Here is a 25,417-nt window from a genome sequence, read left to right on the forward strand (position 1 = left end):
CTCGTGAGCGTTCTTCAAAATTTGATTTACATAGAATTTCGTGGAGGAACTCATCTAATGAATCACCAAAAAATTGCTGTCCTTGGCCCTGGCTCATGGGGAACAGCCCTTTCTCAAGTCCTAAATGACAACGGTCATGACGTTCGGATTTGGGGAAATAATATTGAACAAATGTCAGAAATCAATAGTAAGCATACAAATCAACGTTATTTTAAAGATGTCGTTTTAGATGAAAATATTAAAGCATATTCTGATTTGGAAGCGGCACTTGATGGCGTTGATGGCATTCTTTTCGTTGTTCCTACTAAAGTAACCCGCTTGGTTGCCAAGCAAGTGGCACAAGTACTCAAGCATAAGGTTCACATTTTCCATGCGTCAAAAGGACTTGAACAAGGGACGCACGAACGGATTTCGACTGTTCTTGAAGAAGAAATTCCTGAACAATATCGTGGTGAAATCGTTGTAGTCTCCGGTCCTTCTCATGCAGAAGAAACCATTGTCCGTGACATTACATTAATTTCTGCTGCTTCTTCAGATCTTAATGAAGCAAAATATGCTCAAGATATTTTCAGCAATGATTATTTCCGTCTCTATACGAATACAGACGTCATCGGTGTTGAAACTGCAGGGGCATTGAAAAATATCATCGCCGTTGGTGCTGGAGCACTTCATGGGCTTGGTTTTGGTGACAATGCGAAAGCAGCTATCATCACACGTGGACTTGCTGAAATCACACGTCTGGGTGTCGCAATGGGTGCTGAACCCCTCACTTATATCGGACTTTCTGGTGTCGGTGATTTAATTGTTACAGGAACGTCAATCCACTCAAGAAACTGGCGTGCAGGTGATGCAATTGGCCGTGGTGAAAAATTAGCGGATATTGAAAGCAACATGGGCATGGTTATTGAAGGTGTTTCAACAACGAAAGTGGCTTATGAATTGGCTCAAACGATGGGCATTGATATGCCGATTACCGAAACCATTTATCAAGTTCTATATGAAAATTTGGATCCCAAGACTGGAATTCTTGAAATCATGCGTCGCGAAACCCGCGCGGAAAATGAATTTTAAGTCATTTTTATTTGATATTCAAAATAAATTGATTTATTATTATAAAAACATTATAATTTAATTAAATAAATCGAATTTTCTTTTGTTTTCTCGAAAAAATTCATTTGTTTATGCTTCTGTATCATTAAATTAAATAAAATTAAGAAAACATAGAGGAGTTGCAATGACTGAACTAAAAAATCAAAATTACAAAGTGCGTAAAGCCGTAATCCCTGCCGCTGGCTTAGGAACTCGTTTTTTACCTGCCACGAAAGCCATCGCTAAAGAAATGCTTCCAATCGTTGATAAACCAACCATTCAGTTTATCGTTGAAGAAGCATTGAAATCTGGGATTGAAGATATTTTGATCGTAACAGGTAAAGCAAAGCGTCCAATCGAAGATCACTTTGATTCAAATGTTGAACTTGAAGAAAACCTCCGTGAAAAAGGAAAAACTGAATTACTCAAACTTGTTGAAGAAACAACAGACATCAACTTACACTTCATCCGCCAAAGTCATCCTAATGGCTTAGGTCATGCAGTCTTGCAAGCCAAGGCATTTGTTGGAGATGAACCATTTGTTGTCATGCTCGGTGATGATTTGATGAATATCATGGGTGAAGGAACTCCTTTGACCAAAGATTTGATTGATGATTATGGTAAAACTCACGCCTCAACAATCGCTGTTATGAAAGTGCCTCACGAAGAAGTTGATAAATACGGTGTTATTGCCCCTAGTGGAAAAGTTGCTAAAGACTTGTACAATGTTGACAAATTCGTTGAAAAGCCTTCCGTTGACCAAGCGCCATCAGACCTTGCTATCATCGGTCGCTACCTCTTGACACCAGAAATTTTCAATGTTTTGGAAAATCAAAAACCTGGTGCGGGTGGTGAAATTCAACTGACAGATGCCATTGAAACATTGAACAAAACACAACGCGTTTTCGCTCATGAATTTACAGGTAAACGCTATGACGTAGGGGACAAATTCGGTTTTGTTGAAACTTCTATCGAATATGGTCTGCAACACCCACAAATCAAAGATGCCTTGAAGGCTTATATCATCCAAAAAGGAATTGAACTTTCAGCACCTAAAAAATAAAGCAATCAAAACTAAGAAATCTTATTGATTTTCTTAGTTTTTTTCTAGTAAAAGCCGTCATTCTTTTTAACTTTTCGATGAAAATTTTGCAGTTTTGTGCTATGATTAAGAGTAATGAAATTTCTAAAAGAGATAAAAATTAAACCCCTTGATTTAGTCATCATTGTTTTTTTATTCTTGTCAAGTTTTTCTGTGCTTGCCTTTTTACCAAAAGCTGAGGCTGGTGCTACTGCTGAAGTCCGTGTCAATGGCTCAGTGGTTAAAACATTTGATTTGACGCAAAACACAACTTGGACTTATCGTGCTAAAAATGGGAATTGGAATATCATTGAGGTCAAAGACGGAAAAATTCGGGACAAGGCTGATAATTCACCTGACCAAATTGCCGTCCATAAGGGCTGGATATCCCAAGTCGGACAAACTGCCGTTTGTTTGCCCCATAGTCTCGTAATTGAAGTCATGAGTGGGTCTAAAAATGACGGGGTTGATTATACAACATGAACATTAAAGAATATGTCTACGTGTCATTGCTGACAGCTGTTGCCGTTGTCATGGGGATCGTCGAGTCTTGGTTTCCACCATTCTTCGCATTTGCACCTGGCTCAAAAATCGGCCTTGCCAACTTAGTCATGATGATTGCTATTTTCACACTCAACTGGCGAAAAGTATGGGCAATGGAAGTTTTACGCTTATTGATAACCGCTTTATTTACTGGTTTTTCTGTCTTTATTTATTCGGCAGCGGGGGGCGTTTTGTCATTGCTGATGATGTATGCCATGAAGCAATTTGGCCCTCGATTAGTCTCAAAAATTGGGATTTCCGTCGTGGGTGGTTTTTTCCATAATCTTGGACAAATAACCGTTGCCTCCTTACTGGCGCAAACTACTTCTGTCATGCTTTATTTGCCCTGGCTGGCTTTTTTTGGCATGCTAGCAGGCTTTGCAATCGGCATTGGTGGCAATCAACTGATGTCACGAATTAAACCCATACATGATTTATTAGCAAAAGAAAGTAAACAATGGACCTAAAAAATAACTATTGGAATGATTACCCCTTTATTGAACGTCAACTGGATCAAGTGACAGATTTGATGAAAAAGCAAATTAAAGTCAAAAATAAAGACATTCGTTCAGCTATTTTTGATTTGATTGATGCAGGCGGAAAAAGACTCCGTCCTGCTTATTTGCTCTTATTTGCTGGATTTACAAAGATGGAATTAGACAATCAACTGGCACTTGCAGCAAGTATTGAATTGCTCCACACGGCAACCCTCATTCATGATGATGTTATTGACCAGGCTGATGTCCGTCGTGGTGTTGCCACCTTATCTGCCAAGTATAATCCAGAAATTGCGGTTTATGCTGGTGATTATTTGTTTGTGGCAGTTTTCAAATTACTTGCGACACATACCTTTGAAACCGATCATCTGGTGCGACACATTGACTCAATGGATCGCCTTCTAGGTGGCGAACTTGGCCAACTCAAAAATCATTTTGATTTGACGCAAACGATTGACGATTATTTGGTCAATATTTCAGGTAAAACGGGCGAACTTTTTGCTTTGTCAGCTTGTGCTGCTCCTCTGGTCGAAAAGGACAATCGCCTCGCCAGTTTAGCCAATAAAATCGGCATGAACATTGGCATTGCCTTTCAAATCATGGACGATTATTTAGACTATGCTTCTGATGCCTCAACTTTGGGAAAACCAGTCCTTGAGGACATCAAGCAAGGGATTTATTCAGCACCTGTATTGTTTGCATTGGCTGAAAACCGAGCGCATGTGGAAATGCTCATCAAAAATCAAGCATATGAAGAACTTTATGCTTATATTCAAACATCTTCTGCCCTTGAAAAAACAAAAGCTTTGGCAAGTAATTACACCACTCTTGCCTTAAATTTAATCAAAAAATTGCCCAATCATGAAAATAAAGGCATCATTGCTAAAATCACAACCAAATTACTAGAAAGAGCCCTATGACACCTGACGAATTTTATGCTTTACTTGCCACTTTTGACATTGACCTGTCAGACCAACAAAAGACTCAATTTGAACACTATTTTGAACGCCTTGTTGAATGGAATGAAAAAATCAATTTGACTGCCATTACTGAGAAATCAGAAGTTTATTTAAAACATTTCTATGACTCAGTCGCACCCATTTTGTACGGATTGATTGAAAATCAACCTGTTAAAATTCTTGATATTGGTGCTGGTGCTGGTTTTCCTAGCTTACCCATGAAAATTATTTTCCCGCAACTTCAAGTTACGATTATTGACTCGCTCAACAAACGGATTAAGTTTTTAGAACTTCTCAGTCAAGAACTGGGACTTGAACAGGTTGAACTGCTTCACGGTCGTGCAGAAGATTTTGGACAAAATCCTGCTTATCGTGGCCAGTTTGATATTGTAACAGCCCGCGCGGTTGCCCGCTTATCTGTCCTGTCAGAGCTGACCATTCCATTTTTAAAGAAAAACGGGCATTTGCTTTCTTTGAAAGCTGCTCAATTTGAAGATGAATTGACGGAAGCCAAACACGCCATTGCCATTTTAGGAAGCAAATTTGAAAAAGAGATTGCTTACGAATTGCCAAACGGTGACGAACGCCACATCGCTATCATTGAAAAGAAAAAGGAAACGCCAAAGAAATACCCACGTAAAGCAGGAACACCAAATAAGAGTCCCATCAAATGAAAGTCATTTACAATAAAAAAAGAGCCTCGGCTCTTTTTTTTGTCAGCTCTGACAGCTTATACTGGCAGACGTTTTAGGACTTCATCACGAAAATCCCTAGTACTTATAGAGTTTGGAATAAAATCCAACTCATTTAATAATGCATTCAATTCTTTGTCAAAGGTACGGCCAAATTCAATTTGACTCTTGGTCTTGGTAAACAAGAGGCGCTCCATTTCAGTGATACGCGTGTCCAAAATCACACGATACATGATGTGAAGCAATTCTTGTTGATTTTTTGTTAATTTCATTTGAAGCCCTCACATTCTTTTGGAATACATTATTTATACACTATTTTGAATAGTTTTACAATTACTTCGACTTAGAAAAACTGATAAAGCTTAAAAAGCAGACAACTAGAGCAAAAAGTGTAATTCCAATCGGATTTGAGATGACTAAATTGTAAGCTATGACAAGTAAAATGACCAAGGTGATAAGACTGACAATCTTTTTCCAAACTGCCATTCCTTCACGGAAATAAAAGACGATTGAGGCCAAAAGGAGCATCATCCAAGTAATTAAAACCGTGTATGAAATTGAACCAGCCATAATGTCAAACAAAGCATTGCCAAAAATGTAAGATAAGACAACGCCAGCAAAGAGAACACCTGTACAAAAGGCAATGGCACGCACAGGTGCCTGACGTGTAGATAGCTGGCTCAAGTAGCGACCAAACCCATGCTTGCTGCCTTGAACACGTGCATAAAGTGAACGTGATGTCGCGTAAATCATAGAGTTGATGACCGAGAACAAAGCCAAGATAATGACTAAATTGATCAAATCTCCAGCAAATGGAATTCCGAATTTATCAAAAATCAAGACAAATGGACTTGCTTTTGTAGTACTCAAAAATTGCCATGAGAACAATTCAAGAAATAAGAACATAGGAATCACATAAAAGGCAACAATTCGACTCATCACGCCACGAATGGCCTTGGGAATAGCTTCTTTTGGATTTTCAACTTCAGAAACGGTGATGGCAATCAACTCAGAACCGCCATATGAGTAGATGACCATTAACATGGCATTGAAAATTCCTTTGTAACCATTTGGCATAAATCCACCATGTTGGTTCATCTGTGATAAGCCCGATTGGAAGCCGAGATGAAAGACTTGAACCATCAAAAACCAAAAGCCAATGACGATTAAAAGGATAACGACCAGCACCTTCAATAAAGCCAGCCAGTATTCTGTCTCCGCAAAGACACGAACGGAATAAAGATTGATTCCAAGCGTCAAGATTGCAACGCCCAAGACAAAGGCCCAGTTTGGCACTTGTGGCCACCAGACATGTAAAAATTGAGCAATTGCTGCCGCTTCTGCTACCATAACTGCCATCGAATCTGCCCAGTAAACCCAGTCAGTAAAATGACCAAAGCGTTCACCCAAATAAGGACTAACAATACCTGACATGCCAAGCGACTTGGTCTTTTGATGAAGGACAATCTGCCCCACACCGTAAATGACGACAAATAAAATCAGTCCCGCTAATAAATACGCTAATATAACCGATGGGCCGGCAGCCTGAATGGCACTCGATGAACCTGCGAATAGGCCCGCACCAATGGCACCACCTAAAGATAACATGACAACATGCCGTGTTTTCATTGAAGATTTCAATGTTTGTTGATTGTTTTCCAAAATTTTTTCCTTTTTATTTTTTTACTAAAGTAACAAAGTCTTGCAGAGAATTATGATGAATCAGTTCTCCGACTTTTGAGTAGCCTAACTTTTCATACAAATGAATATTGCGTTCCTCTTGCAAAATGGTCACCAGCTCAAAGCCGTCTTTCGGATGATGATTGCGTTCGATGTACTGAAACATTTCCTGCGCACGCCCTTGATTTTGGTAATCTGGATGAATACCGACAAGGCTAATATGATATTTATCTTGGCCAGCAAAGTCCCATGTAACATGAACGAGTCGTACCAATCCGATAATTATTTGATTCTCTTTTAGGACATAAAAATCTGAAAACTCATCATTCATTTTTTCAAACAATCTGTCTTTCGTCATTTTAGCAGGATTCACATCATCATCGCGATATTTTTCTAAGAATGGTGTAAACACCAGATTAATGAGCTGATAAATCTCGTCAATTTCTTCATTTTTTGCAATTAAAAAATCCATTGTATTCCTCCTTTTTTAAAATTTCCCAAAAAGAAAAACCGAATCGCAAGCGACTCGGTTTTAAGAGAATCACTGGCGTAGATACTTTTTGAGAAATCTCAAAAGTTGTATCTAGCCAACGCTACACACAACTATCTGCACCAGTAATAATATGATTGGTTAAATTGTAGTGTCGCCATTTGTGTTCTCCTCCTGTGTTTTGATAAGTTATATTATAGCACGCGCAAAAATAATTGCAAGTATTTGAACATTTTCTGAAAAACTAAACTTCCCTATTCCACGCCTCAAAGATTTCTCGATAGGCCTGCAAAGGATTTTCTGCCTGTGTAATGGGGCGTCCAACCACGATGAAGTCTGAGCCGATTGCTCGAGCTTCCTCTGGCGTCATGACGCGTTTTTGATCTGCTTGTTCTTTATTTTTGAGCCGGATACCTGGTGTCAAACAGACAAAGTTAGCGTTTGTGGCTTGTTTGATAAGGCCTACTTCTTGTGCCGAACAGACGACACCGTCAAGACCAGAAAATGCCACCCGCTCGGCATAGTGAACTACAGAGGCTTGAATACTGGTCTGGATATTTTGGTCTTTTTTCATGCCAGCTTCCGATGTTGACGTGAGTTGCGTCACAGCAATCAACTTAGGAACAGGTTGACCCATTGGCGTTCCTTCAATCAATCCATTCTTGGCTGCTTTCATCATTTCAGAACCGCCTGCCGCATGAACGTTGGTCATATCGACACCAAGCCCTGCTAACACTTTCATGGCTGATTCGACTGTATGGGGAATGTCATGCAATTTCAAATCCAGAAAAATTTGATGTCCTTGTACTTTTAGCTGTTTGACAATTTGTGGGCCTTCTGCGTAAAATAATTCCATCCCAATTTTAAGATAAAGTTTTTCTTCTCTAGGAAATTGAGCTAAAAACTCAGCAACTGCCTCGTGTGTTGGAAAATCAAGTGCGATGATTGGTCTTTTTTCTCTCATTGTTTTACCCTTTGTCACTTTCAATGACGTTCAATAAATCCGTTACCTTACTTGCAATTTTTGTTGCGCCTGCTGCCAGTAATTCAGCTTGGTTGCCGTAGCCATACAAGACACCGATACTGTCCAACTTCTGAGCATTGGCGCCCAAAATATCAAACTTGGTATCGCCAATCATCAGACAATCCGCCCGATTTTCAGCCGCTAAAATTGCCCCAATCACATCTGCCTTCGTCTTGTGTAAAGGACTTGAACCTACGATTTCTGTAAAATAGGGGGCAATGTCAAGCCTTTTGGCAATCTCTGTGGCAGCCAATGTTGGTTTTGAAGTGGCCACGTAAAGCCGATAGTCAAGCGCTTTTAAGTTCTTTAAGAGTGTTGGAATGCCCTCATAAAGATGATTTTGATAAATTCCGACTTCACGGTAATGGCTCCGGAACAAAGCTACTGCATTTTCTAATGCCTGCCCTCTCATCTGATAACCTTCTTCTAGACTTTGTTCAAGCGGTGGGCCTACAAAACGCATTAACTCAAAGTCAGGCGGTACCGGAAGTTTTAGTTGCTCAAACATATATTTGAGACTGTTCAAAATGCCAACATGGGACTCAATCAAGGTTCCGTCCATGTCGAATAAAAGTGTTTTTTTCATAAATCTTTCCTAAATACTAAACTACTTTGGGTCATGCCCATTTTTTCAAGGTAAAAACGATGTGCTTCTTTCCTTGCCAAACCTGAGGTCAAAACGAGCATTTGACAGCCCCTTGCTTTTCCCTCTTGTTCGATGGTCTCTACTAATAGTTTACCATATCCCAGATCGCGGTGCGCTTCATTTGTCAACAATTCGTAGATAAAAAGATGTTTTCCCTCATACATGTTGATTTGCTCAGCAAAACCGGCATAACTGATGATTTTACCTTGGTTGACGATAACAAGGGCACGATAGCCAGGAATTTTTTGAACAAAATCGAGATATACCGCTTGGCTAAGCGTCTGTCTTAACTGACGAACGAGCGGATAGGCTGCTTTAAATTCTGTCAGCTCTGACAGCTCTTGTATGACAAGCTTATCACTGATTTGCTTGATTATTTTCATTGTTTGCCTTCTTTTACCTCTTTAATGAGTTGCTCAAGGCTTTCAATCCCATACTCGTCCATCAAGCTTGGCAAGCGGTCAATTATTTTTGGACACACAAAGGGGTCTGTAAAATTAGCTGTTCCAACTGCGACTGCTGAAGCACCTGCAAGATACATCTCAAGGACATCTTGGGCATTCGTAACGCCTCCCATGCCAATGATAGGCAGGTCAACTGCTTGAGAAACTTGATGAATCAACTTTAATGCCACTGGTTTAATGGCTGCACCCGACAAGCCACCTGTCCCATTTGCCAAAACGGGCTTTCTTGTTTTAAGGTCAAAACGCATGCCCATCAAGGTATTAATCATGGTAATCCCATCTGCACCCGCTTTTTCTACCGCTTGAGCGATTGGCACGATGTCCGTCACATTTGGCGATAATTTGGGATAAATCGGCAAATCCGTAACGGCCTTGCAGGCTTTGACGAGGTCATAGGCTACTTTTGGATCTGTCCCAAAGGTCTGTCCGCCTTGTTTGACATTGGGACAAGAAATATTAAGTTCTATGGCTTTGACATTTTCTGCTTCATGAATTCTGGCACAGACCGCAACATAATCCTCTACCGTCGAGCCAGCTACGTTGGCAATAATAGGCAAATTTGGAAAATTGGTATTGAGAAAGGGTAATTTTTCTTCCAAAATGACTTCGAGACCGGGATTTTGAAGCCCAATCGCATTGAGCATGCCTGATGTTGTTTCGGCAACACGAGGCGTCGGATTTCCAAAACGGGGGCCAATCGTTGTGGCCTTGACCATGATTGATCCTAGCTTGTCGAGGTCGTAATATTTGGCATATTCTTCGCCAAAGCCGAAGCAACCAGACGCAGGAATGATTGGATTTTTCAGGTCTAAACCAGGCAATTTTACAGCTAAACGATTACTCATAAGACAATTTCTCCTCCTTTGAAAACTGGCCCATCTTCACAGACCTTCAATGTGTGACCAGACTTTCCATCTGGGTCATCTTTGGTGTGAATGACACAGGCGTAGCAAGCACCAACGCCACAAGCCATGCGCGCTTCTGTCGAAATGTACAGGCGGTCAAGCCCTTCGTATTTATGATAAACTGCCTTAAGCATGGCCGGCGCACCGCAAGAATAAACCGCATCAGGTTCAAAATCAAGCTGATTCATCAAAAGGCCGACATGACCTTTTTGACCATAAGTGCCGTCATCAGTGACAACTTTCACTTTGACATGTTGAAGTTTTGCAAATGCTTCTTCCAATATCTTGACATTTTCAGAAGCGAAACCTAGCAATACGGTAATGTCGTAAGCCTGCTGATTGAGCTGTTTAGCCAATTCATACAAAGGTGGGACGCCGATTCCGCCGCCGACCAACACGATTTTTTCGCCAGACTTAATCTCAGATACTGGAAAACCGTGTCCCAGAGGGCCTAAGACATCCAGCTTTTGCCCCGCTGTCAGCGTTGACAAAGCGTAAGTTCCTGTTGTTTCATCTCCTGCGCGATATAAAATGGTGCAGCTCGCTTTTTCTTTATCCCAAGAAGAAATCGAGATTGGTCGGCGGAGTAACATGCCTTCAACAGGGACTTTGAGGTGTAAAAATTGCCCAGCATCTCCAAGCTCATCGACCATTTTACCGGTCAAAACCATTTCAAAAATTGACTTTGCGACTTCTTTTTGGCTGACTATTGTCATCATTTCTTGCATCACGGACATTTTCTCTCCTTTTTCAAACAAAAATGCACTCACAAAGTAACTTGCAAGTGCACAAAAAATTTCTGTTTGCAGGATAGAGTTTCCCCGCAATGCCATTTTATTTTCCGGTTCCTTACAAGCCTCTCTGGACTCATTTAAAGGTTTTAAACATTATAACTTATTTTTTGAAATTCGTCAAAAAAAGAGTGGAAAATGGAGCTTTATTTTTTTACATTTCTATTAAATTTTCATTTTGTAATGAAATAAGTTTGACTTTTCTAACGACGGTATTTTTGCTATAATAGTAGCAATAAAACTTTATAAGGAGATGCAACAATGGGGATTATTAAAGCGGCTACAAGTGCTATGGGTGGCTCAATGGCGGACCAATGGCTTGAAGTCATTGAACCAAATGAAATGAGTGATCAAACTGTTTTTACAAAAGGGGTCAAAGTTCGCAAAAATGACAAACGTGGCTCAAACCGCAAGGGGACTGAGGATGTCATCACTGACGGCTCTGTTGTTCACGTCTATCCAAACATGATGATGCTTTTGGTTGACGGTGGTAAAATTATTGATTATACCGCTGAAGAAGGTTACTATACGGTCAAAAATGATACCTCGCCAAGCATGTTCAATGGAAATTTACGTGAGTCCATTCAAGAGAGCTTCTTCCGTTTCAAGTTTGGCGGAGTAACGCCGCAGAAACAACAGGTTTTCTACATCAATTTGCAGGAAATCAAAGGCATCAAATTTGGAACTGCGACACCATTACAGTATTTTGACAATTTCTATAATGCTGAACTTTTTGTCAGAACTTACGGAACTTATTCGATTAAAATTACGGATCCATTGGCTTTTTATGCCAATGCCATTCCTAAAAATAAAGACCGTGTCGAAATTCAGGACATCAACGAACAGTACGTTTCTGAATTCTTGACAGCATTAAATACAGCAATCAATCAGTATTCGGCACAAGGTGAACGGGTTTCCTTCTTGACTTCTAAGAGTATGGAATTGGCAAAATATATGTCAACCGTTCTTGATGAGGACTGGAAAAATCTTCGTGGCATGGAAATTGTCGCCGTTGCCCTTGCCAGCATCAGTTATACAGAAGACAGCCAAAAGCTGATCAACATGCGTAATCAAGGTGCCATGCTCGGTGACCCTACCATTCGTGAAGGCTACGTTCAAGGGGCTGTTGCTCGCGGTATGGAAAATGCGGGTTCAAACCCTGGCGGGAGCACTAATGCTTTCATGGGAATGAACATGGGCATGAACCAAGCAGGGAATTTTATCGGACAAGCGACTGCTGCCAATCAAGCACAACAGGCACAGCAACAAGCAAAACAAACTGATGAAAACACCTGGATGTGTTCATGTGGTAGCAAAAATACTGGTAAATTCTGTCAAAACTGTGGCAAAGCAAAACCTGTCAGCGCTGACAGTTGGACATGTTCATGTGGCACTGAAAACACTGGCAAATTCTGCCAAAACTGTGGCAAAGCAAAGCCTGCGACTGAAGCGCATTGTTCTGAATGTGGCGCATTGATCAGTCTGGCCAACGGACAACCAAAATTCTGTCCAGAATGTGGGAAAAATTTCGTTGCTAAGGCTTAATGGATTGAAAAAAAGAGCAAAAACTGCTCTTTTTTCGAGAAAATGAGACAAAGGAGAATATGATGAGCGAAAGCTCTGTTATCACAAATAAGTGTCCGAATTGCGGCGGTCCACTTTTTTTCGAGCCTAAAGATCAACAATTTCATTGTGAATATTGTGGCTCAACTTTTACTGAAACGCAAGTCAATGAAATCGCAAAAAAACAAGCTGACACTGGCATAAAAACTGAAGCTCCGATTGATGAGAAAGCTCTTGAAAACACGGCCACAGCCTCAACTGCTGATGCTGTCAGTACTGATGAAAAAGTTCAAACAGAAAAGCCGGATGAAAAGAGCCAAGTGGGGATTTTTCTTTGCCCTTCTTGTGGGGCTGAAATTGTCACTGACGCAACGACTGCTTCTACTTTCTGCTTTTACTGTCAAAATCCTGTCATCTTGACGGATCGTTTATCTGGCGAATTTCTTCCCGAAAAAGTCCTGCCATTTCAGATTGAGCGCCAAGAGGCCGAAGAAGAATTTTTAGACTGGGTTGGCAAGAAAAAATTTGTACCGAAAGCTTTCTTTAATAAAAAACAAATTGAAAAATTGTCGGGTGTCTATTTTCCATATTGGGCTGTTGATGCGGATTTGACTGGAGATTTGACGGCCCGTGGTCGAAACATTCGGGTCTGGGTTCAGGGGGACACGGAATTTACAGAAACGTCGGATTACCAAATCACGCGAGCAGGCGACAGTCATCTTTCAGACTTGGTCAAAAATGCCTTGCGAAAAAATCTGGCGGATAAAATGGTAGGTGCTGTTGAACCTTTTGATTTGACGCAAACCAAGCCCTTTAAAAATCAATATCTCTCTGGCTTTTTGACTGAAAAGCGCGACATTGAATTTCCTGAGATGAAATCAAAAGTTGAGCAAGAAGTCCAAAATTATGCGGCACAAATGATGCAAAATACCATTCACGGTTACACGACAGTCACGCGCGTTTCTGCAAATCAGACGCTCCAAGATATGAAAGAGGCTTATGTCTTACTTCCAATCTGGTTGGTCACATACAGACAAGCAGGGAGCGATAAACTTTTTTATTATGCCATGAACGGACAAACAGGGAAAGTAGCCGGAGTTTTGCCGATTGACAAATCCAAGTTGGCTTGGGTAACGGCACTTCTCTTTCTTTTAATCTTGGCGATTGGCTTAGGTGTGGGGTACTTTTTATCATGAGAAAAAAAATCATTGCGCTACTGCTACTTTTCATAGGTTTTTTCACTTTTAACCTCTCTGTCAGTGCTGACAGCACGACATTTCATGCTCAAATTGATGACCAAGCACAGCTTTTAACGAGTCAGGCGGCCAGTCTCGAAAAGGAGGCGACCAGCCTTGCCAATTCGATTAAGGCGAGTGTTTATGTTGTCACGACGGATACCAACACTGAAAAACCTTCTCTTTTTTCACGCAATTATCTAGCGGAAAAAATTGGCGCTGGTAACAATGGGATTGTCATGTTGATTGACATGAACCAGAGGGAAACTTACTTGTGGGCAACGGGAAACATGCAGTATTATATGACTTCAAGTCGGATTAACACTGCTCTGGATGACATTCAGCCTGAATTGACCGCACAAAATTATGACTTGGCAGTTAACATATTCTTTGATAAAACAAAGGCTGCTGTCGATGCCGGTATCTCTGGACGCAAATATTCGGTCAATCCTGAAACAGGGGACATTACCTTTTATCATTCTTTCCAAATGCTCAATGTTCTCGTAGCGCTCTTTGTCGCCTTGCTTCTGGCTGGACTCTTTGCTTGGAACATCTATCGCCGTTACGAAATGAAAGATGCCAATAGTTCTGTCCGCTACAACCTTAGTAAATACGGCAGACTCAAGCTGACCCAACAACAAGATATTCTCGTCAATCGCTTTGTAACCACGCGTCATATTCCCCGGAATAATAATTCTGGCGGTGGTGGCATGTCTGGTGGCGGCGGTTCAGGAGGCGGACGTAGTTTTTAATAAAAAAAAAGCTGTCAATCGACAGTTTTTTTAACGCCAATAATCTGGCAAAAGTTGGCTCAAACGTTTGGTTTCGTAACCCTCTAATTTGACCAACACTTCCATGTCCTTATTTCTTTCATCGAGTTGCATCAAGAGTTCTCGACAAACACCGCAAGGTAAAATCACTTGGCCATTTCTGACAGCCACCAATTTGCTAATCTGACTTTCCCCTGCGGTTACCATGCTTCCAATCGCATTGCGCTCGGCACAAAAGCCAATCGAACAAGCCGTGTCAAGATTGACCCCCTTATAGATGTTTCCCTCCTCAGTCACCAAGGCAGCCCCAACAGAAGCTGCAAATACTGTATCTGACAGGTCTCGTGGCTGACAAATATCATCTGCCTTATTAAAAAGAACATTCCATACTGCTTTTTCCATCTTTACTCTTTATCTCCTCCTTGCACGTTCTGTCAGCACTGACAGGGCTTATTTTTGAATAATTTTATAATGTCCGCTGGCAAGATCGGCCAATTTGTAATCACCGATTTGCGTTCTTATCAACCGCAAGGTTGGAAAACCAACGTTTGCTGTCATTCGCCGAACTTGTCGATTTTTACCTTCCTTAATCGAGAGTTCAACCCAACTGGTTGGAATGCTCTTACGCTCGCGAATGGCGGGCTGTCGCTCCCAAAGCCATTTTGGCTCTTCCACCATCTTAACTTTGGCAGGCAAGGTTTTTCCATCTTTAAGAACGACACCCTGCCTTAATTTTTCAGCCGCTTCTGCTATAAACTCGCCTTCTACCTGAACCAAATAAGTCTTGTAGGACTTGGTTTTAGGATCCGTCAAACGATGATTGAGCTTGCCGTCATCTGTCAGCAATAACAAACCTTCGCTGTCTTTATCCAAGCGTCCCGCCGCATAAATATTTGGTAAATCAATATAATCAGCCAAAGTTTTTCGCCCATTTTCGTCCGTGAATTTGGTCAAAACATCAAACGGCTTATTAAATAAAACAATCATGATCTGTCCTTTAATGTCCTTTTTTCTTTTCTTTATTATATCAAAAATTGAACATTCTAGGCTTCTGTAAAGACTTTACCAGCAGTCATCCCCTAGACATTCAAAAAAAGCTTTGCATCTGCAAAGCCTTTTGATTAGAAATTACTAATTGTTGTTAAATCATAAAGCGTACCACTACTTGTAGCTCCCATACCTCCACCAAAACCGCTTGCTGACTTGCTTGATGCGCCTGTGGTCGTTTGGCTACTTGTTTCAGTACTGTCCGTGCTGACAGAGGTTACTTTTTTAGCATTGGCTTCAATCCATTTGACAATGCTCTCAATCTCACCTGTTGCGCCAGTCGAATTTTCACTGTTGCCGCCCATTCCTTTACTGCCTGAGTAGAAGTATTTAATTTTTCCTTCTTTGACTAAGGTCTTGAATTGTGCCAAAGTGATGGACGGGTCTGTGCCATTAAATCCACCAAGTGCCATGACTGATTTACCAGAAGAAATGATGTAAGGTGCTGCTGTTGAAGCATCTGTCGTCGCAAAAAGATAAGTGGCAGAACCTTGGTTTTTCTCAACATAGTCTAAAACTTTTTGATTGGTTGAACCTGAGATATCCGTATTGGCTTGTTGAGAAGTCAACAGACTTGGCCCAACGGTAGGGATTTGTGCAGATTCATGCGCCAAAGTTGGCGTCAATGCCCACCAGCCTGTCAGCAATGACAAGACAACAACCGTCAGCCCTGCTTTATACCTGATGTCGCCTTTCGGTATGAACCACCAGCCAGCTGCACCAATCGCCACAAGACCAATCATGACGACAGCAACCGGATAATATGACCAGGCATAATAAGCTTGCAAGGCAACCGTTGACAAAATCATCACTGCCAAGCTATAATGCGCCCAGTTGTATTTTGTGTCTGAAACGTGAACTTTTTTGATGGCTTCAACCAACCCAATGGCTGCCAAAGCAGCAATGGCAGGTGCCAGCATAATCAAATAATAAGGGTGGAAAAAGCCTGCAATAGAGAAGAAACCTGCGACTGGAATAAGCCAACCTGCCCACAAAATCGTTTCTTGTTGTTTTTCGTTAAAGACATACCATTTTTGTTTGCGTCTGCGACTCGCAAAGAAGCCTACAAATAAACCAATGATTGCCGTTGGTAAGAGCCATGAAGCCATTGTCCCAAGGGCAGATTCAAAGATACGTAATGGGCCTGCTGTACCGATATTAAAGGCACCGCCTGCGCCACCTGCGCCCATTTGGCCTCCTGCTTTTGGCGTACCGCCTTGCATTTGACCATTGCTCGTGTTTCCTGACGGTGGATTTCCAGTTGTGCCACTTGGCTTGGCCGGCATACTTCCATTGCTTGCTGCATTTCCTGTTGGCGCGTTTCCTGTTGGTGCATTTCCAGATGCGCCATTTGGGCCACCGTTTGCAGTTTTGCTGGTTGCTCCTGTTGTGGCATTGGTTTTATTAGACGAACTACCTGACATTCCGGGGAATGCTCCGCCAGTTCCTGTCGTTTGTCCAAGCAAACGTTCGGAACCATTGTAACCAAAGGCCAAATCAAGTAATGAATTGTCTTGAGTCGAGCCGATATAAGGGCGTGAACTTGCAGGTGTAGCGTCAACAATAGCCGTATAACTAAAAGTGACAAGTCCTCCAATCGCAAGGCTGGCAACGAAGCCCGTCAGCAATTTTTTCCAAGGGAGTTTGACCGCAATAAAATAATAGACGAGCATGGCAGGTAAAATCATGAAGGCCTGCAACATTTTAACGTTGTAGGCGACACAGACCAAGGCAAAACTCAGAATGACATAACGGATTAACTTTTTCTCCGCCCCTTTTTGCAAAAAGTAAATGGCTAAAAGCAAGAAGAAAATCAGCGTCGTGTCCATGTTATTGGTTCGATTATCGGCGACAGCGATTGGCGTAATGGTCATAAAGAAGGCGGCCAGACGTCCCGCCCACAAGCCAAATTCCTTTCTTAGTAAAACATACATTAAATATGAATTGGCCACACCAAATAAAACAGATGGAAGAACGACCGACCAGCCGTGCAGACCAAATATTTTTGCCGACAAAGCCATGAACCATAAGGCAACTGGTGGTTTATCCACTGTGATAAATGAGGCTGGATCTAGTGAGGCATACCAAAAGGCTTTCCAGCTTTCCGTCATTGATTTGACGGCGGCTGTATAATAAGCGTTGGCATTGCCAGCGTCCCAAATTCCCCATGCATTTAAAAATAAGGCCAGAAGGAGAATGGCAAGCAGCCAATAGTCCATTCTTTGATACCATTGTTTATTGATTGTTCGTTTTTCCATCTTTGCGAACCAACTTCCTATTTCGATGGCTTTATTTTACTGCTGTAAGATTGAGTTGGACTTAAATGAAAATATAATGAAGCTTAAATGATAAAATTCTTTCATTTTTTTCATTTAAAATGATAATCCGATGATATTTTCAAACGATCGACAGATTTTATGAGAATAAAAAAAGCGATTGTTCATCACTTTTTTATCTTTATCAAATGTTAGAGGTTGCGAAACTTCTGCTTTGCATAACTTTCAAGATAGCGGCCACCGTATCAAGCGCCGTAAACAATGGAATACCACGTGCAATTGCTTCTTGACGAATACGGAAGCCATCAGTCTCAGCAGTCAATGAAGCCCGATTGGCCCCCATAGTATTGACGACTGCTTGAACACGACCTTGTCTGATTTCCTCAACAATGGTACCTTCTTCGTCTGCATTTCCTGCCAATTTATCCACTTCGCGCACGTATAGGCCTTGAGCTTTAAAATAATCTGCCGTACCGCTCGTTGCTACCAAACTGTAGCAGATTTCGGCGAAACTTTTGGCGAGCGCGAGACTTTCTTCTTTGTCTTCGTCAGCGACAGTAAAGAGAATTGAGCCAAAGTCTTCCATGTGCAATTTTGCTGCTTCAAAAGCTTTGTACAAGGCTTTTTCAAGTGTAATATCTGAACCCATTGCTTCGCCTGTCGATTTCATTTCTGGGCCTAAGAGACTATCCACTTTTGCCAGCTTAGTGAATGAAAAGACTGGAATTTTGACATGAACCATATCTGGCGTTTCTAATAAACCAGTAGGATAGCCCAATTCTTTTAAGGTCTTTCCTAAAATCATCTTGGTGGCTAGTTGTGCCATTGGCACGTTGGTTACTTTTGATAAGAAAGGAACCGTACGAGACGCACGTGGATTGACCTCAATCACATAAACTTCTTCTTCAAAGACAACGAATTGAACGTTCATCATACCGATACAATTCAAGCCCAGAGCCATGCGTTTGGTATAGTCAACAATAGTATCAATAATCTTATCAGAAAAAGTTTGTGGAGGATAAACGGCCATCGAATCGCCTGAGTGAACGCCTGCACGTTCGATATGCTCCATAATTCCTGGCAATAAGACATCTTGGCCATCGCAAATGGCATCTACTTCACACTCTTGACCTTGCAAATAGCGATCGACAAGGACAGGATGTTCAGGACTTGCTTTAACCGCACGGTTCATGTAATCCCGTAAATCATGCTCGTTGTTTATGATTTCCATGGCACGTCCACCAAGGACAAAACTTGGGCGGACAAGAACAGGGTAGCCAATCCGATTGGCATTCAAAACCGCTTCTTCTTCGTTAGTCGCCGTCGCCCCTTTAGGCATTGGAATGCCCATCTCAACCAAAGCTTTTTCAAACAAGTCCCGGTCTTCTGCGCGGTCAAGATCTTCGACTTGTGTGCCTAATATTTTGACACGCGCTTTAGTCAATGGCTCTGCCAAATTGATGGCGGTTTGTCCACCAAACTGCACAATTACGCCTTCTGGTTGTTCCAAATCAACCACATTCATGACATCTTCAAAAGTCAATGGTTCAAAGTAAAGTTTGTCTGAAATCGAGAAGTCAGTCGATACCGTTTCTGGATTTGAATTGATGACAATGGCTTCATAGCCTTCGCTCTGAACAGCTTTTACAGCATGTACCGTGGCGTAGTCAAACTCCACACCTTGCCCAATACGAATAGGGCCTGAGCCAAGGACAATGACAGAAGGTTTGTCCGATCTGACAGACTCGGTCATTTGTTCATAAGTCGAATAGAAATAAGGCGTTTCACTTTCAAATTCGCCCGCGCAGGTATCCACCATTTTGTAGACTGGAACGATGCCGTTAGACAGACGGAGCTGGCGGATTTTGTCAGCGCTGACAGCCCATAGTTTTGCAATTTCGCGGTCTGAAAATCCATTTCTTTTGGCTTCTTTCAAAAGCGCTAGGTCGAGCGGGTGCGCGGCCAATTCAAGCTCAAGCTCGATAATATGGAGGAGTTTATCTAGGAAAAACAGGTCAATCTTGGTCAACTCATGAATTTCTTCAATCTCAATCCCTCTGCGAATGGCCTCAGACACATAGAACAAACGGTCATCTTGTACTTTGACCATCTTTTCATAAAGGACTTCGTCAGAGGCTTTTTCTGCTTCTTCAAGACGATTATGGAAAACGCCAATTTCAAGACTTCTGACAGCCTTTAAAAAGCTTTCTTCAATATTTCGCCCGACTGCCATCACTTCACCAGTAGCCTTCATTTGAGTACCCAAGTGACGGTCGCCATGTTCAAATTTGTCAAAAGGAAAGCGAGCAATTTTTGCGACCACATAATCAAGAGCTGGTTCAAACATGGCATAAGTTTTATTGGTAACGGGATTAATGATTTCATCAAGCGTCATGCCGATAGCGATTTTGGCAGACATTTTGGCAATCGGATAGCCTGTTGCTTTTGATGCCAGCGCTGACGAGCGAGACACACGCGGATTGACTTCGATGACACGGTATTGATAAGAATTTGGATCAAGTGCCAACTGAACGTTACAGCCGCCTTCGATTTTGAGTGCCCGAATGATATTCAATGACGCATCACGCATCATTTGAACTTCTTTGTCAGACAGGGTCTGGATTGGCGCAAAGACAATCGAGTCTCCTGTATGGACACCGACAGGATCGAAATTTTCCATGTTACAAACGACTATGGCATTGTCCGCTGAGTCACGCATGACTTCATATTCGATCTCTTTGTAGCCGGCGATGGACTCTTCAATCAGACATTGGGTTACAGGACTTAATTTCAAGCCATTGGCGACGATTTCGCGTAAGCTTTCTTCGGTATCGCAGATACCACCACCTGTGCCACCCATGGTAAAGGCAGGACGAACGATGATAGGATAACCAATCTTGTCAGCAATGACAACCGCTTCTTCAACAGTTGTAGCAATATCAGATTTACAAAGTGGCTCACCAATTTCTTCACATAATTCTTTAAATAATTCACGGTCTTCTGCACGGTCAATGGCTGAGAGTTTGGTTCCCAAAAGCTCAACCCCAAGCTCATCTAAAATTCCAGTTTTGGATAAATCCATGGCCATATTAAGACCTGTTTGTCCGCCAAGCGATGGCAACAATGCGTCTGGACGCTCCTTACGCAAAATTTTAGAAACGAATTCGACTGTGATTGGCTCGATATAGACCGTATCCGCAATTTCCCGGTCTGTCATAATGGTGGCAGGATTTGAATTGACCAAAACCACTTGGTAGCCTTCTTCTTTGAGGGCTAAACAGGCTTGGGTACCCGCGTAGTCAAACTCAGCAGCTTGACCGATAATGATTGGACCTGACCCGATAATCATGATTTTCTTGATGTCATTACGTTTTGGCATTTGTTTTCTCCTTTTTGGTGTCTATCAAACGGCGTGTCCTTTAGACCTAATTTCAACAAAAAACATCTGCCAGAAACCTAGCAGATGTGTACCAAAATGTAGCCTGTCAGTACTGACAAACGATTTGTCAGCAATTTCAGCCTCTTTTTTCCTGTTCACAACCTTGCTAGCCTCTCTGGACTAGATTAAAAGTTTATTTATCTTAATGAGTTTAACAAAAACTTGACAAAAATTCAAGTCTTAATGTTATCCCTTTTATTTATTCAATTCAAGTTCAAGGTCAGAAACCATGTCTTTAGGCTCTGTTGCTGAAGCGAAACGTTTCACAACAGTTCCGTCACGGCCAATCAAAAATTTTGTGAAATTCCATTTGATGGTTGAACCGAGACTGCTTTTCGCCTCATTTTTCAAATATTTATAGAGCGGATGTGCTTCTTTACCATTGACTTTGATTTTTTCAAACATGGTAAAAGTCACGCCATAATTAACCTGACAAAATTCGGAGATTTCAGAATTCGATCCCGCATCTTGTCCAGCAAACTGATTGCAAGGGAAGCCTAAGATTTCCAAGCCTTGATCTTTATATGTTTTGTAGAGTGTTTCAAGCCCCTCAAATTGAGGCGTGAAGCCACATTTACTTGCAGTGTTGACCACAAGAACAACTTTGCCCTCGTAATCACGCATTGAAACGGTTTGACCGTTCATTTTTGTTGCTTCAAAATCGTAAAATCCCATGCTTTTCTCCTTTTCTTTCTTGCATTTATTATATCAAAAATTTGTTTTTTTCGCTCTAGCTTTCGAAAACTAAAAAGAGTCTGCCCAATCACCGTCAGGACACGCTCTCTTCTTTTCTTTTATCTGCCTAGAATATATCAAAAATTTCTTAAATCAAGCTAAAAATATACTGAATTTTTATCAGCAGAATAAAGTTATTTCATCTTTTTTTATAAAAAAAATATGTTAAACTAAAGTATGCAAAAAAGAAGAAAGAAAAATCGAGGGTCAAAAAACAAAGTTGGGAGTTTTATTGGCAAACTCCTGCTGGTTTGTCTGGTCTTAGGAGGCATTTACAAATTTAGCAGCGATCAGGCCAATGGCAGCCCTGACAGTAGCCAACTTAATCAACAAGTTGAAGCCATGTCACAATACAATTTCATTCGTACCATTGCCCCGCTTGCTCAAAACGCTTATCAGAACTATCAGATTTTACCATCCATTACGCTAGCTCAAGCCTGTCTAGAGTCTGATTTTGGTGCTTCTACATTGGCCAGCAAATATCACAACCTCTTTGGTATCAAGGCTTATGGCAATGTTCCAACCGTGAATCTGGATACAAAAGAATATGTCTCTGGCAAATGGATTACCATTTCTGGCTCATTTCGTGTGTATGAGTCTGACGCTGACTCTGTCAATGGACATTCCCGCTTGATTGCCAATGGCACAACTTGGAACAGTAAACAATATGCAAGTGTGCTTGCCGCAAAAGATTATAAGACCGCTGCACACGCGCTTTATAAGTCTGGCTATGCGACCGATCCTACTTATCCTGAAAAATTGATTGAAATGATTGAGTTGTATCATTTGGATCAATATGACAAGATCTAAAAAAGTGTGGTACAATAGATAAGATAACTGTCACAGAGGAGCCCTATGGAAATCGAAAAAACCAACCGAATGAACACCTTGTTCGAATTTTATGCGACACTGCTCACTGACAAACAGATGAATTATATCGAACTTTATTATGCCGATGACTACAGCCTTGCTGAAATTGCCGAACAATTTGGAGTGAGTCGCCAAGCCGTTTACGACAATATCAAACGGACAGAAAAAGTCCTTGAAGGCTACGAAGAAAAGCTTCATCTTTTTTCAAACTATGTCGTGAGAAACCAGCTTTTAGATCAATTACTCGAAAAATATGCCGATAATCAAGATTTGGTTGACCAACTTCGAGCCATTCAACACATTGATGAAGAAGAATTTTAAAGCAAAAAGAGCGGCAAGCCGTTCTTTTTTTATTTTATTCTGTTTTAGAATGTGTCTTTCCTTTGGCAACTGCTTGTGCTTCTGTCATTTGGACGACATTAGACAAAATGGTAGATTTTGGCATATCCTTTTTATAATACCAATAGACTTTTGAAGTTCCATGACTGGCAACGAAAACAACCCTTTTACTCTTTGAGGGACTTAGAACCACCGGTTTTTTGACTACTGGTTTAGCAACTGGTTTTTTGACTACTGGCTTCGCTGCTGGTTTGGCAACGGTTTTACTTGCTGCTTTTCCGACAATCGTTGCAAGACCATTGGCATAATTAATTTTAACCCCTGGTTCTACATTTGGGACGAAAACATGAAAATACATATTGTAACCAATTCCCTGTGCTTCGATTTCTGTCCCAACAGGAACCGCATTTGTTCCCGCATATATTGGACGAACCAAATATTTCACCGTATGATGAGCGCGTAAGGCGTTTCTGACCAATCCTTCATAATAGTTTTGTCCGTACCCCTCAGTTCCGCCGTTCGCTTGATTTGCCCAAGAGGTTTGTGCCGTGATATTATTTTTATTTGCTTCAGATGCATCGAAACCAGCTAAATTTCCAACCAAAGCATAGCCAATAGAATGACCACGATTGTACAGATAAGGATGTTTCCCACCAGGAAGCGTTAATTGGTGCCAACCCGCAGGATTGATGGTTTTTGAAGTTCTTGTTTTTGTCGTATACGTATTAAAACTCAAGACTGCAATGGCAGTACTTGCTTGCCCGTAACGATTGAGTGGTCCTTCACTGACATAGGCAGATGATTTCATGATTGAAATACTTGGATAATTATTATTAATAATAAAAGCCCCATGACCGTTGTAAGTAATCTTTGCCCCCAACTTGGCTTTGACTGTGCTTGTCAGCACTGACGAGGAAAGGCTCTGAGTCGGTTGTGCATCAGAAATACGACCATAATTAACGGTAGCCGCACTTGCAGCGACTGTTCCAAAACCTAAGCCAACCAGAGCTGAAGTGAGCAGTGTCCCTTTGAGAACAAATTGCTTTAATGTTTTCATATGAATTCCTTATTTTAAGTTTTATTTAATATTATATAATAAATCATACAAAAAACAAGTTGTTTTTAAATTTTTTTATCTTTTTTTTTGCCAACATTTAAACTTTTCATTTTCTGATAAATCGATTATTTTATGCTATAATAGGAGTAGTCTTGGGGCTGTTACGGATTCGACAGGCATTGTCGCACATGAACTGCAACTGCTGCTGGCATCAGGATAATCTGCCGCAGAAATATAACTGCAAAAAATAACACACAAAATTACGCTTTCGCTGCCTAAACCACAGCTAGCGTGCCAGATTTTAATTCGCTGATGATTATTTGACGGTCTAAACTTTTAGTCAGATACGATTTTACGGCTTGTTTCCCGTAAAATAAGAGCCTTTGAAACATCGCAATACACTGCTGTTTGAGACTTACTTTGGTGCTTTGTTAAATTTGAGAAAGTCCTATGGTTGTAGACGTTGATGCAGCAAGATGTTTGGACAGGGGTTCAATTCCCCTCAGCTCCATTATATATTTTATATCATTTGATATATCGATTAAAACCGCATTCGAGTGCGGTTTTTCTTTTTCTAACATTGATGAATATTGATAAAGGAAGGGGAAAAGGAGGGGAATGACTTTCTCATAAACCTTTCACTTTATAAACTCATTTGGAAAATTGACAGCCTCGTCAAATAAATGATAAAAAGTGAGACCCAAATTGAGACCCAAAAACAAAAAAATGCACTCCTCAAGGGGAGTGCTAGGCTATTTGTCGGAGTGTTTTATAAAAACCGCCCGTGTGCCAAGCGATTCTCTTCTTCTATTGTATCATAACTTTTACAAAATGCAAGCCTTATTTTAAAATGTTCAAAATCATCTTATCAAATGAAAAAGACCGTATCAAGATACGGTCTAAAGAAAGGATATAAAAATATGGGTATGACTTCATTCTATCAGATGCCATTTTTAAATCAAGTTAATTGCCCTTACCCTACTAAAAAATAAAAAACACTCCATGCAGAGCAAAGAGCGCTAAAAATTATAGTAACCTTCTAGGAAAAAGGTTTGCATGATTATTATATCATAAAAGTATTATTTGGTATAGATATTTAAAATGGTAAATTGTAAAATTAGTTTAGCCACCTTGAAGTAAGCAAAACGCATCTGAATTTCTTATACTTGAATTGGGAAACACAAGTAGGAAGAGGATTCAGATGCAAGACCATTATAACACACGA

At 41.0% G+C, this 25,417-nt stretch carries 25 protein-coding genes and 1 other RNA gene; 12 read left to right on the forward strand and 14 right to left on the reverse strand.

Annotated elements, in window-relative coordinates:
* The first annotated feature begins 57 nt into the window (after positions 1 to 57).
* The 6 genes from GHI45_RS09845 to rsmG all read left to right on the forward strand — a co-directional run bounded on the left by GHI45_RS09845 (position 58) and on the right by rsmG (position 4,843).
* Positions 58 to 1,071, forward strand: a complete 1,014-nt coding sequence (locus GHI45_RS09845; RefSeq protein ID WP_147780624.1) for an NAD(P)H-dependent glycerol-3-phosphate dehydrogenase — start codon at positions 58 to 60, stop codon at positions 1,069 to 1,071.
* Positions 1,072 to 1,234: 163 nt separating this feature from the next.
* On the forward strand, positions 1,235 to 2,152 hold the full coding sequence (galU, locus tag GHI45_RS09850; RefSeq protein ID WP_147780623.1) for a UTP--glucose-1-phosphate uridylyltransferase GalU: 918 nt from the start codon (positions 1,235 to 1,237) through the stop codon (positions 2,150 to 2,152).
* A 114-nt stretch (positions 2,153 to 2,266) separates the two neighbouring features.
* Complete coding sequence (locus tag GHI45_RS09855) at positions 2,267 to 2,653, forward strand: NusG domain II-containing protein (protein ID WP_147780622.1); 387 nt, start codon at positions 2,267 to 2,269, stop codon at positions 2,651 to 2,653.
* Positions 2,650 to 3,180 carry a Gx transporter family protein gene (locus GHI45_RS09860; protein ID WP_147780621.1) on the forward strand — a complete coding sequence of 177 codons (531 nt, stop codon included), beginning with the start codon at positions 2,650 to 2,652 and terminating at the stop codon, positions 3,178 to 3,180. The genes GHI45_RS09855 and GHI45_RS09860 overlap by 4 nt, the downstream gene beginning before the upstream one ends.
* Entirely contained in the window at positions 3,171 to 4,130 is a 960-nt protein-coding gene (locus GHI45_RS09865; protein ID WP_147780620.1) for a polyprenyl synthetase family protein, read from the forward strand. Before GHI45_RS09860 ends, GHI45_RS09865 begins: the two co-directional genes overlap by 10 nt.
* Positions 4,127 to 4,843, forward strand: coding sequence for a 16S rRNA (guanine(527)-N(7))-methyltransferase RsmG (rsmG, locus tag GHI45_RS09870; RefSeq protein WP_147780619.1), 717 nt, complete (start codon positions 4,127 to 4,129; stop codon positions 4,841 to 4,843). The genes GHI45_RS09865 and rsmG overlap by 4 nt, the downstream gene beginning before the upstream one ends.
* A 56-nt stretch (positions 4,844 to 4,899) precedes the next feature.
* Here the strand turns inward: rsmG and GHI45_RS09875 are convergent, their stop codons facing one another.
* From GHI45_RS09875 to GHI45_RS09910, 8 genes are all read right to left on the reverse strand, one after another.
* Positions 4,900 to 5,133, reverse strand: coding sequence for a serine hydroxymethyltransferase (locus tag GHI45_RS09875; protein ID WP_147780618.1), 234 nt, complete (start codon positions 5,131 to 5,133; stop codon positions 4,900 to 4,902).
* Between the two features lie 61 nt (positions 5,134 to 5,194).
* Positions 5,195 to 6,523 (reverse strand): amino acid permease, encoded by a 1,329-nt coding sequence (locus GHI45_RS09880; RefSeq protein WP_147780617.1) that lies wholly within the window; start codon positions 6,521 to 6,523, stop codon positions 5,195 to 5,197.
* A 13-nt stretch (positions 6,524 to 6,536) separates the two neighbouring features.
* Complete coding sequence (locus tag GHI45_RS09885) at positions 6,537 to 7,013, reverse strand: GNAT family N-acetyltransferase (RefSeq protein ID WP_147780616.1); 477 nt, start codon at positions 7,011 to 7,013, stop codon at positions 6,537 to 6,539.
* A 262-nt stretch (positions 7,014 to 7,275) separates the two neighbouring features.
* On the reverse strand, positions 7,276 to 7,995 hold the full coding sequence (gene pyrF, locus GHI45_RS09890; RefSeq protein WP_147780615.1) for an orotidine-5'-phosphate decarboxylase: 720 nt from the start codon (positions 7,993 to 7,995) through the stop codon (positions 7,276 to 7,278).
* 4 nt (positions 7,996 to 7,999) lie between these two features.
* Positions 8,000 to 8,641 carry an HAD-IA family hydrolase gene (locus tag GHI45_RS09895; protein ID WP_147780614.1) on the reverse strand — a complete coding sequence of 214 codons (642 nt, stop codon included), beginning with the start codon at positions 8,639 to 8,641 and terminating at the stop codon, positions 8,000 to 8,002.
* Positions 8,638 to 9,084 carry a GNAT family N-acetyltransferase gene (locus GHI45_RS09900; protein ID WP_147780613.1) on the reverse strand — a complete coding sequence of 149 codons (447 nt, stop codon included), beginning with the start codon at positions 9,082 to 9,084 and terminating at the stop codon, positions 8,638 to 8,640. Before GHI45_RS09900 ends, GHI45_RS09895 begins: the two co-directional genes overlap by 4 nt.
* Complete coding sequence (locus tag GHI45_RS09905; protein ID WP_147780612.1) at positions 9,081 to 10,010, reverse strand: dihydroorotate dehydrogenase; 930 nt, start codon at positions 10,008 to 10,010, stop codon at positions 9,081 to 9,083. The genes GHI45_RS09900 and GHI45_RS09905 overlap by 4 nt, the downstream gene beginning before the upstream one ends.
* Positions 10,007 to 10,807 (reverse strand): dihydroorotate dehydrogenase electron transfer subunit, encoded by an 801-nt coding sequence (locus tag GHI45_RS09910; RefSeq protein ID WP_147780643.1) that lies wholly within the window; start codon positions 10,805 to 10,807, stop codon positions 10,007 to 10,009. Before GHI45_RS09910 ends, GHI45_RS09905 begins: the two co-directional genes overlap by 4 nt.
* 315 nt (positions 10,808 to 11,122) lie before the next feature.
* Here GHI45_RS09910 and GHI45_RS09915 point away from each other — a divergent pair, with 315 nt between their 5' ends.
* The 3 genes from GHI45_RS09915 (at position 11,123) to GHI45_RS09925 (ending at position 14,411) form a co-directional block, all read left to right on the forward strand.
* Positions 11,123 to 12,406 (forward strand): SPFH domain-containing protein, encoded by a 1,284-nt coding sequence (locus tag GHI45_RS09915; protein ID WP_147780611.1) that lies wholly within the window; start codon positions 11,123 to 11,125, stop codon positions 12,404 to 12,406.
* Positions 12,407 to 12,468: 62 nt separating this feature from the next.
* On the forward strand, positions 12,469 to 13,620 hold the full coding sequence (locus tag GHI45_RS09920; protein WP_147780610.1) for a TFIIB-type zinc ribbon-containing protein: 1,152 nt from the start codon (positions 12,469 to 12,471) through the stop codon (positions 13,618 to 13,620).
* Positions 13,617 to 14,411: a YgcG family protein gene (locus tag GHI45_RS09925; RefSeq protein WP_147780609.1), complete on the forward strand. Its 795-nt coding sequence runs from the start codon at positions 13,617 to 13,619 to the stop codon at positions 14,409 to 14,411. The genes GHI45_RS09920 and GHI45_RS09925 overlap by 4 nt, the downstream gene beginning before the upstream one ends.
* 30 nt (positions 14,412 to 14,441) lie before the next feature.
* Here the strand turns inward: GHI45_RS09925 and GHI45_RS09930 are convergent, their stop codons facing one another.
* From GHI45_RS09930 to GHI45_RS09950, 5 genes are all read right to left on the reverse strand, one after another.
* Entirely contained in the window at positions 14,442 to 14,831 is a 390-nt protein-coding gene (locus GHI45_RS09930; RefSeq protein WP_147780608.1) for a cytidine deaminase, read from the reverse strand.
* Between the two features lie 48 nt (positions 14,832 to 14,879).
* A complete protein-coding gene (locus GHI45_RS09935; RefSeq protein ID WP_147780607.1) occupies positions 14,880 to 15,416 on the reverse strand; it encodes an rRNA large subunit pseudouridine synthase E in 537 nt (178 codons plus the stop codon).
* A gap of 134 nt (positions 15,417 to 15,550) precedes the next feature.
* Positions 15,551 to 17,734 carry a glycosyltransferase family 39 protein gene (locus tag GHI45_RS09940; protein WP_147780606.1) on the reverse strand — a complete coding sequence of 728 codons (2,184 nt, stop codon included), beginning with the start codon at positions 17,732 to 17,734 and terminating at the stop codon, positions 15,551 to 15,553.
* Positions 17,735 to 17,936: 202 nt separating this feature from the next.
* Positions 17,937 to 21,131, reverse strand: a complete 3,195-nt coding sequence (gene carB / locus GHI45_RS09945) for a carbamoyl-phosphate synthase large subunit (protein ID WP_147780605.1) — start codon at positions 21,129 to 21,131, stop codon at positions 17,937 to 17,939.
* A gap of 255 nt (positions 21,132 to 21,386) precedes the next feature.
* Entirely contained in the window at positions 21,387 to 21,866 is a 480-nt protein-coding gene (locus tag GHI45_RS09950) for a glutathione peroxidase (RefSeq protein ID WP_147780604.1), read from the reverse strand.
* A gap of 237 nt (positions 21,867 to 22,103) precedes the next feature.
* On the opposite strand from GHI45_RS09950, the gene GHI45_RS09955 reads away from it, so the two are divergent.
* Both GHI45_RS09955 and GHI45_RS09960 read left to right on the forward strand, forming a co-directional pair.
* Positions 22,104 to 22,736, forward strand: coding sequence for a glycoside hydrolase family 73 protein (locus tag GHI45_RS09955; RefSeq protein WP_147780603.1), 633 nt, complete (start codon positions 22,104 to 22,106; stop codon positions 22,734 to 22,736).
* Positions 22,737 to 22,781: 45 nt separating this feature from the next.
* Positions 22,782 to 23,117: a putative DNA-binding protein gene (locus GHI45_RS09960; protein WP_147780602.1), complete on the forward strand. Its 336-nt coding sequence runs from the start codon at positions 22,782 to 22,784 to the stop codon at positions 23,115 to 23,117.
* 34 nt (positions 23,118 to 23,151) lie between these two features.
* Here GHI45_RS09960 and GHI45_RS09965 read toward each other — a convergent pair whose 3' ends face one another.
* Positions 23,152 to 24,192, reverse strand: coding sequence for a DNA/RNA non-specific endonuclease (locus GHI45_RS09965; RefSeq protein ID WP_147780601.1), 1,041 nt, complete (start codon positions 24,190 to 24,192; stop codon positions 23,152 to 23,154).
* A gap of 154 nt (positions 24,193 to 24,346) precedes the next feature.
* On the opposite strand from GHI45_RS09965, the gene ssrA reads away from it, so the two are divergent.
* Positions 24,347 to 24,706: a transfer-messenger RNA gene (ssrA, locus tag GHI45_RS09970) on the forward strand.
* Positions 24,707 to 25,417: the final 711 nt, after the last annotated feature.

Origin of the sequence: Lactococcus sp. dk101, assembly GCF_009601055.1 — a bacterium.
Classification (GTDB): domain Bacteria; phylum Bacillota; class Bacilli; order Lactobacillales; family Streptococcaceae; genus Lactococcus.